11 protein-coding genes are annotated in these 13,006 nt (G+C 71.0%); 4 read left to right on the top strand and 7 right to left on the bottom strand.

Annotation, left to right across the window (positions count from 1 at the left end):
• Positions 1 to 43 precede the first annotated feature (43 nt).
• Complete coding sequence (locus tag ABZ565_RS02980; protein WP_361019769.1) at positions 44 to 673, top strand: helix-turn-helix transcriptional regulator; 630 nt, start codon at positions 44 to 46, stop codon at positions 671 to 673.
• A 59-nt stretch (positions 674 to 732) separates the two neighbouring features.
• Here ABZ565_RS02980 and ABZ565_RS02975 read toward each other — a convergent pair whose 3' ends face one another.
• Positions 733 to 1,758, bottom strand: coding sequence for an ATP-dependent 6-phosphofructokinase (locus tag ABZ565_RS02975; protein WP_265541004.1), 1,026 nt, complete (start codon positions 1,756 to 1,758; stop codon positions 733 to 735).
• A 264-nt stretch (positions 1,759 to 2,022) separates the two neighbouring features.
• Between ABZ565_RS02975 and pta the strand changes: the two genes are divergently transcribed.
• From pta to pyk, 3 genes are all read left to right on the top strand, one after another.
• On the top strand, positions 2,023 to 4,095 hold the full coding sequence (gene pta, locus ABZ565_RS02970; protein WP_361019766.1) for a phosphate acetyltransferase: 2,073 nt from the start codon (positions 2,023 to 2,025) through the stop codon (positions 4,093 to 4,095).
• Between the two features lie 5 nt (positions 4,096 to 4,100).
• A complete protein-coding gene (locus ABZ565_RS02965) occupies positions 4,101 to 5,342 on the top strand; it encodes an acetate kinase (RefSeq protein ID WP_361019763.1) in 1,242 nt (413 codons plus the stop codon).
• Between the two features lie 74 nt (positions 5,343 to 5,416).
• Positions 5,417 to 6,847, top strand: coding sequence for a pyruvate kinase (gene pyk / locus ABZ565_RS02960; protein WP_361019760.1), 1,431 nt, complete (start codon positions 5,417 to 5,419; stop codon positions 6,845 to 6,847).
• A 55-nt stretch (positions 6,848 to 6,902) separates the two neighbouring features.
• Here the strand turns inward: pyk and ABZ565_RS02955 are convergent, their stop codons facing one another.
• From ABZ565_RS02955 to ABZ565_RS02930, 6 genes are all read right to left on the bottom strand, one after another.
• Positions 6,903 to 7,667 (bottom strand): hypothetical protein, encoded by a 765-nt coding sequence (locus tag ABZ565_RS02955; protein ID WP_361019758.1) that lies wholly within the window; start codon positions 7,665 to 7,667, stop codon positions 6,903 to 6,905.
• On the bottom strand, positions 7,651 to 8,616 hold the full coding sequence (locus ABZ565_RS02950) for a hypothetical protein (protein WP_361019755.1): 966 nt from the start codon (positions 8,614 to 8,616) through the stop codon (positions 7,651 to 7,653). The genes ABZ565_RS02955 and ABZ565_RS02950 overlap by 17 nt, the downstream gene beginning before the upstream one ends.
• An 82-nt stretch (positions 8,617 to 8,698) precedes the next feature.
• On the bottom strand, positions 8,699 to 10,039 hold the full coding sequence (locus ABZ565_RS02945; protein WP_361019752.1) for a hypothetical protein: 1,341 nt from the start codon (positions 10,037 to 10,039) through the stop codon (positions 8,699 to 8,701).
• On the bottom strand, positions 10,029 to 10,595 hold the full coding sequence (locus tag ABZ565_RS02940) for a DUF6114 domain-containing protein (RefSeq protein ID WP_361019750.1): 567 nt from the start codon (positions 10,593 to 10,595) through the stop codon (positions 10,029 to 10,031). Before ABZ565_RS02940 ends, ABZ565_RS02945 begins: the two co-directional genes overlap by 11 nt.
• Positions 10,596 to 10,691: 96 nt before the next feature.
• The gene (locus ABZ565_RS02935; RefSeq protein ID WP_361019747.1) at positions 10,692 to 11,363 is read right to left on the bottom strand and encodes a DUF6230 family protein; all 672 of its coding nucleotides are present in this window, start codon (positions 11,361 to 11,363) and stop codon (positions 10,692 to 10,694) included.
• A 628-nt stretch (positions 11,364 to 11,991) separates the two neighbouring features.
• Entirely contained in the window at positions 11,992 to 12,963 is a 972-nt protein-coding gene (locus ABZ565_RS02930) for a tetratricopeptide repeat protein (RefSeq protein WP_361019744.1), read from the bottom strand.
• Positions 12,964 to 13,006 lie beyond the last annotated feature (43 nt).

Genomic DNA, 13,006 nt, shown 5'->3' with positions numbered 1-13,006 from the left:
TTTCAATGCCCCCGCCGCGCGAAGACTCCGCGAGGCCCTGGGTATGGCTCCCGGCCATGTCGCCTACGGTCTCGGCGCTCAGTACGGACTGCGGATCACCGCCGAGACGGTGGCCGCCTGGGAGCGCGGGCTCGCGCTCCCCTCGGAGTACGAACTCACGGCGCTGGCCGGGGTGCTGTGGTGCGCCCCGGGCGAGCTGCTGACGGCCGCGCGCAGCCTGCGCGAGCACCGGGTCTCCCGGGAGCTGTCGCCGGACGAGCTGGCCGCCCGGGTGGGGATGGCCACCTCCGCGTATCTGCGGATGGAGGAGTCGGGGCGGTGGCGGGGCAACGAGCGCCAGTCCGCCGCGCTGAGCGAGGCGCTGGGCCTGACCCCCGCGGACTTCGTGACGGCGACCGGGCGCGAGGAGGAGCTGGCGGACCTGCTGCGCAGCGCGGTGACGACGCGGTGGCAGGCGTACACCCGGCCGGTGGCCAAGCTGGTGCCGGTGGACCGGCGCCGCCTCCAGGAGGTCCTGGAGCGGCTGCACGGCGACTACCAGGCGGTGATGGTCTCCACGCTGAGCTGGAGCAGCGCGGGCACGGACCGGCCGGGCAACACCGGTGAGCAGGGCCGGGCCTTCCTCACCGGGATCGTGCCCCGGTTCTGGGAGACGGCCGGCCCTCCGGCGTAAGCGGCCGGCCCTCCGGCGTAAGCGGCCGGCCCTTCCGCGTGACGGACGAGGTCCCCCGGTCAGAAGACCGACTCGGCCTCGTGCATCCGGTCCAGCGGGACCGTCTTGAGCTGGGTGACCGCCTCGGCGAGCGGGACCATCACGATGTCGTTGCCGCGCAGCGCGGTCATCCTGCCGAAGTCGCCGCGGTGCGCCGCCTCCACGGCATGCCAGCCGAAGCGGGTGGCGAGGACGCGGTCGTACGCGGTCGGGGTGCCGCCGCGCTGGACGTGGCCGAGGATGACCGGGCGGGCCTCCTTGCCGAGCCGCTTCTCCAGCTCGACGGCCAGGCGGTTGCCGATGCCCTGGAACCGCTCGTGGCCGAACTGGTCGATCTCGCCCTTGGCGTACGGCATGGAGCCCTCGGCCGGGTGCGCGCCCTCGGCGACACAGATGACGGCGAACTTCTTGCCGCGCGCGAAGCGCTCCTCGACCATCTTGACCAGGTCGTCCACCTCGAACTTGCGCTCGGGGAGGCAGATGCCGTGGGCGCCGCCTGCCATGCCGGACTCCAGCGCGATCCAGCCCGCGTGGCGGCCCATCACCTCGACCACCATCACGCGCTGGTGGGACTCGGCGGTGGTCTTCAGACGGTCTATGGCCTCGGTCGCGACGCCCACGGCGGTGTCGAAGCCGAACGTGCGGTCGGTGGAGGAGATGTCGTTGTCGATGGTCTTCGGGACGCCGACGACGGGCATTCCGGCGTCCGCCAGCATCCGGGCGGCGGTGAGCGTGCCCTCGCCGCCGATCGGGATCAGCGCGTCCATGCCGTAACGGCGGCTCAGCTCGGCGCAGTTCTCGGCGGCCTCGCGCAGCCGGGCGCGCTCCAGGCGGGCCGAGCCGAGGATGGTGCCGCCGCGGGCGAGGATGCCGCTGACCGCGTTCAGGTCGAGGGGCCTGAAGTGGCCGTCGAGGAGGCCCTTGAAGCCGTCCTCGAAGCCGATGACCTCGTCGCCGTGGCCGACGACGGCCCGGTGGACGACCGAACGGATCACTGCGTTCAGGCCGGGGCAGTCGCCGCCTGCGGTGAGAACTCCGATGCGCATCCTGTTCCGTCTCCTGCTCGCTGGGCCCGTCCGTTTTGCCATCCGGAACGGGGGCTTCTTCCGCTTCCCCCGTACCGTGAGTCACGACGAGTGTCCCACGCCGGGCGCGCGGCTCGCGCTCCCGGCTGCTCCGGGGCGGCCTGCTGACGCCCTCGCGGGGCAGTCGTCCGGCGGGCGGCGCCTCCGCCCCCACGGGTATCGTCAAACGGGCGATACCACTCGAACCGGGCACCATACCGGACCAGAGACGACGGGAGAGCACGCGTGACGCGCAGCGTGTACGTGACCGGGATCGACCGGGGGGACGGCCGCCAGGTCGTGGACCTGGGCGTCATGGAGCTGCTGACCCGCCAGGTGGACCGGGTCGGGGTGTTCCGCCCCCTGGTGCACGACGACCCGGACCGGCTGTTCGAGCTGCTGCGGGCCCGCTACCGGCTCTCCCAGGACCCCGGCACCGTCTACGGGATGGACTACCACGAGGCGTCCGCGATCCAGGCCGAGCAGGGCACCGACGAACTCGTCTCCCGGCTGGTCGAGCGCTTCCACCGGGTGGCCGTCGACTACGAGGTGGCCCTCGTCCTCGGCACCGACTACGCCGGCACCCAGCTCCCGGACGAGCTGGCGCTCAACGCCCGCCTGGCCAACGAGTTCGGTGCCTCGGTGATCGCGGTCGTCGGCGGCAAGGACCAGAACGCGGAGTCGGTGCGCGCCGAGACCCGCAACGCGTACCGGGCCTACTCGGGGCTCGGCTGCGACGTGCTCGCGATGATCGTGAACCGGGTGGCCCCCGCCGACCGGGACGTCGTCGCGGAACGCCTCGCCGCGACCCTGCCGGTCCCCTGCTCGGTGCTGCCGGACGAGCCGGCCCTCGCCGCCCCGACGGTCGCCCAGATCACGACGGCCCTGGACGGGACGGTGCTCCTGGGCGACGACTCCGGGCTCGCCCGGGACGCGCTGGACTTCGTCTTCGGCGGCGCGATGCTGCCGAACCTGCTGAAGGCGCTGACCCCGGGGTGCATGGTGGTGACCCCCGGGGACCGGGCGGACCTGGTGATCGGCTCGCTCGCCGCGCACAGCGCCGGGACGCCGCCGATCGCCGGGGTGCTGCTGACCCTGGACGAGCGGCCGGGCGAGGAGATACTCACGCTGGCCGCGCGGCTCGCACCGGGCACCCCGGTCGTCTCGGTGGCCGGCGGCTCCTTCCCCACCGCCGCGGAGCTGTTCGCCCTGGAGGGCAGGCTCAACGCGGCGACCCCGCGCAAGGCGGAGACCGCGCTCGGCCTCTTCGAGCGCCACGTCGACACCGCCGCCCTCCTCGACCGGGTCTCGGTCGCCCGCAGCGGCCGGGTCACGCCGATGATGTTCGAGCACGAGCTGCTGGAGCAGGCGCGCGCGGACCGGCGCCGGGTGGTGCTGCCGGAGGGCACCGAGGAGCGCGTGCTGCGCGCGGCGGACGTGCTGATGCGCCGGGACGTCTGCGACCTCACGCTGCTCGGCGAGCCGGACGTCATCCGCAAGAAGGCCGCCGACCTCGGCATCGACCTGGCCGAGACCCAGCTCATCGACCCGCAGACCTCGGAGCTGCGCCAGTCCTTCGCCGAGCGGTACGCGCAGCTGCGGGCACACCGCGGGGTGACGGTCGAGCTGGCGTACGACGTGGTCTCGGACGTCAACTACTTCGGCACCCTGATGGTCCAGGAGGGCCTGGCCGACGGGATGGTCTCCGGGGCGGTGCACTCCACGGCGGCGACGATCCGGCCGGCGTTCGAGATCATCAAGACGAAGCCGGACGCCTCGATCGTCTCCTCGGTCTTCTTCATGTGCCTCGCCGACAGGGTGCTGGTGTACGGCGACTGCGCGGTCAACCCGGACCCGGACGCCGAGCAGCTCGCGGACATCGCCGTCCAGTCCGCCGCCACGGCCGCCCGCTTCGGCGTCGACCCCCGGATCGCGATGCTGTCGTACTCGACGGGCACCTCCGGCACCGGCGCCGACGTCGACAAGGTGCGCGAGGCGACGGACCGGGTGCGCGCGAGCCGCCCGGACCTGAGGATCGAGGGCCCCATCCAGTACGACGCGGCGGTCGAGCCGAGCGTGGCCGCGACCAAGCTGCCGGGCTCCGAGGTGGCCGGGCAGGCGACGGTCCTGATCTTCCCGGACCTGAACACCGGCAACAACACGTACAAGGCCGTGCAGCGCTCGGCGGGCGCGGTGGCGGTCGGCCCGGTCCTCCAGGGGCTCCGCAAGCCGGTCAACGACCTGTCCCGGGGCGCACTGGTGCAGGACATCGTCAACACCGTGGCCATCACGGCGATCCAGGCCCAGGGCGAGGAGTGACCCGCATGACCACCCCGAACACCGAAGACGCGGCGGCCGCCGGGAAGCCGAGCCGGGTGCTCGTGCTCAACTCCGGCTCGTCCTCCGTGAAGTACCAGCTGCTCGACATGGACGACCGCTCCCGGCTGGCGTCCGGGCTCGTCGAGCGGATCGGCGAGGAGACCTCCCGGCTCCTCCACACCCCGCCGGCCGGCGGCGGCGCCCCCCGGGAGCGGACGGGCCGGATCGCCGACCACGACGAGGCGCTGAAGGCGGCGGCCGAGGAGCTGGCGGCCGACGGGCTCGGCCTGGACTCCCCCGAGCTGGCGGCGATCGGGCACCGGGTGGTGCACGGCGGGCTGCGGTTCACCGAGCCGACCGTGATCACCGACGACGTGCTCAAGGAGATCGAGCGCCTGGTCCCCGTGGCGCCGCTGCACAACCCGGCCAACATCACGGGCATCCGCACCGCCCAGGCGCTGCGCCCGGACCTGCCGCAGGTGGCGGTGTTCGACACGGCGTTCCACACGACGATGCCGGAGTACGCGGCGCGGTACGCGATCGACGTGGAGACGGCCGACGCCCATCGCATCCGCCGCTACGGCTTCCACGGCACCTCGCACGCGTACGTCTCCCGCAGGGCGGCCGAGCTGCTGGGCAAGGAGCCGGCGGACGTCAACGTCATCGTGCTGCACCTGGGCAACGGGGCGTCCGCGTCTGCGGTCGCGGGCGGGCGGTGCGTGGAGACGTCGATGGGGCTGACCCCCTTGGAGGGGCTGGTGATGGGTACCCGGTCCGGTGACATCGATCCGGCCGTCACCTTCCATCTGAAGCGGGTGGCGGGGATGTCGGCGGACGAGATCGATGTCCTGCTCAACAAGAAGAGCGGCCTGGTGGGGCTGTGCGGTGACAACGACATGCGGGAGATCCGGCGCCGGGTGGACGAGGGCGACGAGCGTGCCGCGCTCGCCTTCGACATCTACGTCCACCGGCTGAAGAAGTACATCGGCGCCTATTCGGCGGTCCTCGGCCGGGTGGACGCCGTGGTCTTCACGGCGGGGGTGGGCGAGAACTCCGCCCCGGTGCGCGAGGCTGCGATCGCCGGTCTGGAGGAGCTGGGCCTCGCGGTGGACGCGGATCTCAACGCCGTACGGTCCGGCGTACCGCGGCTGATCTCGCCGGATTACGCACGGGTCGCGGTCGCCGTGGTGCCGACCGACGAGGAGCTGGAGATCGCCACCCAGACCTTCGCACTGGTCGACAACTGAGCGGGCCCCCGCCCTTTTGTATCTTCCACCAGCCGGAATATTCCGCAGCGAAACAAACCGATAGGATCCGCCTCATGCGCCGTTCCAAAATCGTCTGCACCCTCGGCCCCGCCGTCGACTCCCACGAGCAGCTCGTCGCTCTGATCGAGGCCGGCATGAGCGTGGCCCGTTTCAACTTCAGTCACGGCTCCCACGCGGAACACCAGGGTCGTTACGACCGGGTCCGCAAGGCTGCCGCCGAGACCGGGCGGGCGGTGGGCGTGCTCGCCGACCTCCAGGGCCCGAAGATCCGCCTGGCGAAGTTCGCCGAGGGTCCGGTCGAGCTGGTCCGCGGGGACGAGTTCGTCATCACCGCCGAGGACGTCCCCGGGGACAAGTCGATCTGCGGCACGACCTACAAGGGTCTGCCCGGTGACGTCACCAAGGGCGACCCGATCCTGATCAACGACGGCAACGTCGAGCTGAAGGTCGTCTCCGTCGAGGGCCCCCGGGTCCACACCATCGTCATCGAGGGCGGGGTGATCTCCGACCACAAGGGGATCAACCTGCCGGGTGCCGCGGTCAACGTCCCGGCCCTGTCCGAGAAGGACGTCGAGGACCTGCGCTTCGCGCTCCGCATGGGTGCCGACCTGGTCGCGCTCTCCTTCGTCCGGGACGCCAACGACATCAAGGACGTCCACAAGGTGATGGACGAGGAGGGCCGCCGGGTCCCCGTCATCGCCAAGGTGGAGAAGCCGCAGGCCGTCGAGCACATGGAGGGCATCGTCATGGCGTTCGACGGTGTGATGGTCGCCCGTGGCGACCTCGCCGTCGAATACCCGCTGGAGAAGGTCCCGATGGTGCAGAAGCGCCTGGTGGAGCTGTGCCGGCGCAACGCCAAGCCGGTGGTCGTGGCGACCCAGATGATGGAGTCGATGATCACCAACTCCCGCCCGACCCGCGCCGAGGCGTCCGACGTCGCCAACGCGATCCTGGACGGTGCGGACGCGGTCATGCTCTCCGCGGAGTCCTCGGTCGGCGCGTACCCGATCGAGACGGTCAAGACCATGTCGAAGATCGTCGTCGCCGCCGAGGAGGAGCTGCTCTCCAAGGGCCTCCAGCCGCTGGTGCCGGGCAAGAAGCCCCGCACCCAGGGCGGTTCGGTGGCCCGCGCGGCCTGCGAGATCGCGGACTTCCTGGGCGGTGAGGCGCTGGTCGCCTTCACCAAGTCCGGTGACACCGCCCGCCGGCTGTCCCGCTACCGCGCGGCCCAGCCGATCCTGGCCTTCACCACGGACGAGTCCACCCGCAACCAGCTGGCCCTCAGCTGGGGCGTCGAGGCCCACGTCGTCCCGCACGTGGACACCACGGACGCGATGGTCGACCTGGTCGACTCGGAGCTGCTGAAGCTCGGCCGCTACAACGAGGGCGACACGATGGTCATCACGGCCGGCTCGCCCCCCGGTGTCCCCGGCACCACCAACATGGTCCGCGTCCACCACGTGGGCGGCCAGGACCAGGGCTGACGCCCGGCATGACCACGGTGCCCCCGGTTCTTCCGAACCGGGGGCACCGCCCTTTTCAGACCGGCGGCAGCAGATCGCTCGCACTGACGGTGCAGCTCAGCGCGGGGTACGCGAAGTCCGTCTCCTCGTTCTCGCGGCGCCGCAGCCCGTAGAACGCGCGCCCCTGCTCCTCGTCCGCGAGCGTGAGACGTACGCCCTGCGGGAGGTACGGGACCCCGTCGCGGAAGCGGAGGACGGTCTTCGACGTCCGGAACGTGATCCCCAGCCACTCGTTGTCCCCGAACCGGCCCGGTGGGTCCGCGAGGATCCGGTGCCTCAGGCGCCGGTTCGCCGCCACGGAGAAGGCGACCACGCCGTTGTGGACGAGCGGGATCTCCAGCGTCCCGGAGCCGGGCTCCTCCTTCGACTCGAAAACCAGCTTCCGGCGCGGGACCGCCTCCGGGTCCCGGTAGCAGGAGAAGACGGCGATGTACGACTCCTCGGCGAGGTCGAGCGCCTGGTCGCAGTGGCGGCCCATCGTCGTGTACGCGCTCGAATAGCGCTCGGCCAGCGCGTTGTCGAAGTCGGCCGGGAGCCCCGCCCGCTCCCCTGCCTCCCGGGCCAGCCGCTCGTGTACGTCCCGGAAGCGCAGCGCGGGACGCGCGTACCGCGTGGTCGTCCGTACGAGCGGCACCCCGCCGTCCGCGTCCGGCCTGGTGAGCACGGCGCCCTTCCGGCCCTTTCCGACGTCCTCCATGGGCGTCGCCGCACACAGCTCCGGGAAGCGGTCCGCCTCGGCCGGCAGCGAGCACAGGACGATGTCCTCAGATCCGGGGAGCACGGTAGTCCCCCGCGTTCATGCTGAAGCGGAACCGGTCGCCGTAGTCGATGAACGACGTGGACCGGTTCTCCTCGGCGTACAGCGCGCGCAGTTCCGCCATGCCCGCCTCGGTGGGCTGCTCCAGCTCGACCGGCCCGTCCGCGCCCTTGAGGTACGTACGGCCGTCCTTGTGCACGGCCTCGGTACCGGAACAGCGCACCACGTATCCCAGGCGGGTCGGCAGGTACGCGGCGTCCAGCGTGGAGGGCCGGACCTCGTGCGTGTACAGGCGGTTGGTGGAGAGCGGCATGAAGAAGACGGAGCCGGGGTGGAGCGTCAGCGTGAACTGTGCGGGCCGGTCCTCGCGTTCGTCCGCCGGGTCCTTGAGCCGGAAATGGAGCCTGGTGAGCGCACTGGCGCGCCCCACGCCGTAGTCGTCGGGGTCGTCGGGGTCGTCGGCCATGGGGCTCAGCCCGTCGAGCCGGTCGTAGAAGGTGCAGAAGGCCATGATGCCGTTGCGGGGCATGTCCTTGGTCTTGTCGGCGTGCGACGAGATCCGGGCCTTGGTCTGCTTCCGCCCGTTGGTGGCACGGGTGTTGTGGTACGTCTGCGCCAGCACGTGGTTCAGCGGCGCGTGGCCCCGGAACAGGGTGGCCGCCTCCCGGTTCAGCGCGTCGACGATCTCCGTGTCGGTCGCACGGAAGTTCTCGGTCGGACCGGAGAGGTTCGTGGAGCACCGGAGCAGCCGGAAGTGCAGCGCGTCCCCTTCACGGGTGACGGGCGTCAGGTAGATCCCGGTGCGGTGGGCCGTGCCGGCCTTGGTGGACTCCGTCAGCGACTGGAACGCGTGCTCGGTCCGGATGCGCCCGAAGTGGTCGTCGCCCGGCGCGAAGAAGCGGGGCCGGTAGACCCCGACACCCCCGGCCTCGGTCCGGGCTTCCCCCGGCTGTGTCACGTACGTCGAACTCACAGGTCCCCTGCAGACGTCGATGAGCATGGCGACGGCCCGCACCCCGTGGGGCGGCGGGCCGTCGCCATGCTACCGAGCGGCGTCAGGCGCCGTCCTTGGTGAAGTAGTTGTGCAGTCCCGGGACGGTCAGCGTGCCGCCGAACTGGCCGGCCTGGGTGACCTTGACGTTGGTGAAGAACGCGAACGGGACGTTCAGCGGGGGCGGGGTCTCCGGGCTGAAGGTGATCGGGATGAGGCCGAAGAGGTTGCCCTTCAGCTCCTCCGTGTACATCGTCACCGTGCCGTTGCGGATGGTGGAGGTGGAGCCCTTCCGCGCCTGCACGTGGCCCGTGGTGCCCGGCATCGGGCCGACCGTCAGCTGGTGCAGGTCCTTGATGTCGATCGAGGACGCGGTGAACTTCAGCACCTTCTTGGTGGCGCCGTCGCCCGTCCGCACCTCCACGATGCCCTTGTAGTCGAGCCCGTTCAGGGTGAGCAGCGAGCTCTCCAGGATCCACGGGTCGGTGGGCAGGTTCGGGATGCCCGGCTCCAGCTTCGCGTTGGCCAGGGCCTCCGGGTCCGCGGTGGGGCACGGGAACGGCTCCTTGGCGCCGTCCGGGATGTCCTCGTCCTTCTTGGCGTCGGTGCCCTTGACGTCCTCGTCCAGCTCCTCGACCGTCCGGCCCGCCTTGCCGGCCGCCTCGCGGATGGCCTCGGTGGTCTTGCCGGCCGTGTCCTTCACGGTGTCCTTCGCCGTGTCGGTGGCCTTGTCCGCGGTCTCGTCCTCGGAGTTCTCGGTGTCCGCGGTCGCGGACGGCTTCGGGGACGCCGTGGTGGGGCTCGGGGACGGGCTCGCCGTCTCCTTGTCCTTGTCGCCGTCGAAGAGGTCCTTGAGCGCGTCACCGAGGCCCAGCGGGTCGAGCGGGTTCGTCGTCTTCGTGGGCGACGGCGTGGCGGCCGGGGTCTCGGCCGGGGCGGCCTCGGTGCTCTTCTTCGCGGTGTCGGTGGTCTTGTCCGCGGTGTCGGTGCTCTTGTCCGCGGTGTCGGTGCTCTTCGCGGTGTCGTCCGCCGAGCCCGTGGGCTTCGGGGTCACCGAGTCGCTCGTCCCCGGCGTCGGCTTCGCGCTCTCGCTCGTGGACGGGGACGGCGTCTTCGACGCGGAGGGCGTGGGGTCCGCCGACTCGCTCGGCCCGTCGGAGCGCGTGACGCAGGGGCCGGGCGCGAAGGGAATGTCCGTGGTGTCGTCGGCCATCGCCAGCCGGGGCGTGAGGCCCATCCCGACGAAGACCGCCGTCGGCATCGCGGCCAGCGCGAACGCCTTCTTGCCCGCGGGCATGTGGAGCTTCGTCAGCAGCGATTTCTTCGGGGCGGCGTGGCGGGGGCCTCTGCGTTCCCGGGTCCCGCTCTCGTCCACGCCGTTCAGCTGCTCGTCGTCACCCCGCACGGTGCCTCCCGCCCTCGGCCTCGACCGTGGTGTCGTACGCGGCCTGCTGCTCGGGAAAACCGGCCCCGTGGAGCGCGCCCTCGGGGAACGGCTCGTCCTTCGCGAACGAGACGGTCTCCGGCGCGGCCTCGGCGGAAGCGGGCTGCGCCTCCGCCGGCGCCTGTCCCGGCATCCACGACACGGAGAGCGCGCCGCCGAGCAGGGCGAGGATGAAGCCGATCAGGAAGCCGCCGATGTTGGCGACGGGTATGGAGATGAGGGCCAGCAGAATCGCCGCGACACCGGCGAACACGCGGACGATGCTGTGGAACCACATCGTCAGGCCCAGCGTGACGAGCAGGACCCCGATGATCAGCGAACCGGCGCCGGCCGTGGTGGACATCGCCAGCGTCACATTGCCGAGGTGCATGTTCGCGTACGGGAAGTACATGATGGGCACGCCGCCCAGCATGGTGAACAGTCCGGCCCAGAACGGCCGGTCACCCCGCCAGGTGCGGAAGCCTCGCCGGGCGACGGAGAGGTAGTGCTCGTTCTGCCCTTGGGATTCGGGGCTCATGGAAAACAGCTCCCTGGGAACCGGTACTGCTGTGAGAAAGAGAAGGGTGGGCGGCCGGGGACCCGTGGTGTGCCCCCGACCGCCCGGGCTAGTGCCCTAGTAGCACTCGTCGACGCCCTTGGACAGCCCAAGGTGCAGACCCGGCAGCTTGAACGTTCCTGCCGTGGTGGCCCATGCCCGCTGCTTGACATTCGTCAGCTTGGCGGTCTCGGCGCGCTGCGCGAACCCGTTCGGGTTGACGTACTTGCCACCATTGGGCTGCACGCCCGGGTTCTTCAGATCGCCCGTGCGCACACCGATGTCGATGTTGCCGAACTCGGCGTCACCCTGGAGATCCGAGACGTCGAGGTAGAGGCCGGTCGCGTCGACCAGCTTCTTCTTCCTGGCCTCGCCCGTGGCATTCCCCGGGTCACCGGCGGTGAGCCGCAGCGTCACGCTGCCCAGCCCGAACGGCAGGTTGGGGGTGACGACCGACTGGCACATCTTGGTGATGGTGGCGTGACTGAACCCGGAGACGGCCACGGCGTGCGCCTTGCCCTCCTTCGCGGCGTCAGCGCCGTCCTCGGTCGCGATGCTGCCGTACTGGACGAAGTTCTCGCCGTTCAGCTCCTGCGCCGTGACCTTGAACTCCTGGCCCGACACGCTGAAGGACGCGGCGAGCGCGCCCTGTGCCAGACCGACGCCGACGGCGGCGGTGGCTATGACGCTCGGCACCATGACGACAGCGAAACGCTTCCATCTCGTGCCACCGCGAACCTGGGAACTCATACTTTTCCTCCTTCTCGGACGTACATCTCCGGTCCGGCATCCTGCCCGACCTGGGATGGGAGAAGTGCTACGTCCTCGGAAAGGAGAGCGCCCGCGTACGGAGGCGTGTACCGCGTCCGCATCACCGGCGATCACCCCCGAGCGACAACCACTGGTCACGCGGGTGCGCGACCTCATCGGACAGGCCCTGCCGACCGGCAGGAACCCCCCTGTCCGGAGCCGGCGCCACTGCCGCCGGCCCGCCCGGTGGGGACCCAACGGAGCCGCCGCTCCCGACTGGCAGCCGGACTGGCGTTATTGGACCGAGCGTGGCCGATCGTGGTCCATTCCCGGCCGGGACACAAGGGGGTTCGTTACTCGCTGGTAACGCCCTCATAACCGGGCGACGACTTGCCGGCACCGAGCGGCCACACAGGGTTGCCCCGGGCCAACGGACGAAAAGGAGGAAGAGCAAGCGAAACGGGGCAGATCGCAAAGATCGATTTACTGCGAGTAACAGGCCGTGCTTTTATCAAGATTTGGTAAAGCAGGGCCCACTCTTGTCGCCTGACCGCGAAAACGGCCGCGGCGCCCGGAGGCGGCCGCGGCCGTGTTGTCAGTTCGGAACAATCGGACCGGACAGACCGGATCAGAACAGGACGCGCGCCAGTGCGGTGCGCGCGGCACCGACCCTCGGGTCCTCCGGGCCGATCACCTCGAAGAGGTCGAGCAGCCGCAGCCGCACCCGGTCGCGGTCCTCGCCGAAGGTCCGGCGCACGGTCTCGACCAGCCGGCCGAAGGCGTCCTCGACATGGCCGCCGACGAGGTCGAGGTCGGCCGCCGCCATCTGCGCGTCCGCGTCGGCCGGCTTCTCCGCCGCCTCCGTGCGCACCTGCTGCGGGTCCGCCGCCTGGACCCGGCCCAGCAGCTCGGCCTGGGCGAGGCCCAGCTTCGCCTCGGTGTTGGCCGGGTCGTCGGACAGCACGTTCTTGTACGCCTGGACCGCGCCCGCGAAGTCGTTGGCGTCGAGCGCCCGCGCGGCCGCCTCCAGGAGCGAGTCGTACGGGCCGGGCGGGGCCGGGGCCGCCGCCTGCGGCTCACCGGCGGCCGACGGGTCCACCGCGATGCCGGTCAGGCCGAAGCGCTCCTCGCCGACCTGGATCAGCTGGTCCAGGGTCTGCCGGATCTGGGCCTCGGGGGCCGCGCCCTGGAAGAGCGGCAGCGCCTGTCCGGCGACGACCGCGAAGACGGCGGGGATGCCCTGGATGCCGAACTGCTGCATCAGCATCTGGTTGGCGTCGACATCGACCTTGGCCAGCAGGAAGCGGCCGTTGTACTCGTGGGCCAGGCGCTCCAGGAGCGGACCCAGCTGCTTGCACGGCTCGCACCACTCGGCCCAGAAGTCGATGACGACGGGCACTTCGGCGGAGCGCTGGAGGACGTCGTTCTCGAAGCCCGCCTCGTTGACGTCGATCACGAGGGAGGACGCGGGGACGGCCGCGGGGCCGCCCTGACGTGCGGACTCGGCGCGCGCCTGCTCCGCCTTCGCCTTGGCCTCTCCGGCCGCCTTCACCGCGGCGAGGTCGACGACGCCGCTCATGGACATGTTTCTGGGCTGCATGCGTACATCCTCCCCCTTCGGTGCGCCGTTCCGGAAAGCGATA

Origin of the sequence: Streptomyces sp. NPDC016469 (assembly GCF_040632905.1) — a bacterium.
In the GTDB taxonomy this organism is placed as follows: Bacteria; Actinomycetota; Actinomycetes; order Streptomycetales; family Streptomycetaceae; genus Streptomyces.
This window is presented reverse-complemented; position numbering and strand designations above follow the sequence as displayed.

What these genes read in the sequence shown, in the direction of transcription:
- ABZ565_RS02930 (WP_361019744.1), bottom strand. Translation starts at nt 12,963, where the DNA reads ATGCAGCCCAGAAACATGTCCATGAGCGGCGTCGTCGACCTCGCCGCG.
- ABZ565_RS02980 (WP_361019769.1), top strand. Translation starts at nt 44, where the DNA reads ATGGCTCCCGGCCATGTCGCCTACGGTCTCGGCGCTCAGTACGGACTG.
- ABZ565_RS02940 (WP_361019750.1), bottom strand. Translation starts at nt 10,595, where the DNA reads ATGAGCCCCGAATCCCAAGGGCAGAACGAGCACTACCTCTCCGTCGCC.
- ABZ565_RS02935 (WP_361019747.1), bottom strand. Translation starts at nt 11,363, where the DNA reads ATGAGTTCCCAGGTTCGCGGTGGCACGAGATGGAAGCGTTTCGCTGTC.
- pyk (WP_361019760.1), top strand. Translation starts at nt 5,417, where the DNA reads ATGCGCCGTTCCAAAATCGTCTGCACCCTCGGCCCCGCCGTCGACTCC.
- ABZ565_RS02965 (WP_361019763.1), top strand. Translation starts at nt 4,101, where the DNA reads ATGACCACCCCGAACACCGAAGACGCGGCGGCCGCCGGGAAGCCGAGC.
- ABZ565_RS02975 (WP_265541004.1), bottom strand. Translation starts at nt 1,758, where the DNA reads ATGCGCATCGGAGTTCTCACCGCAGGCGGCGACTGCCCCGGCCTGAAC.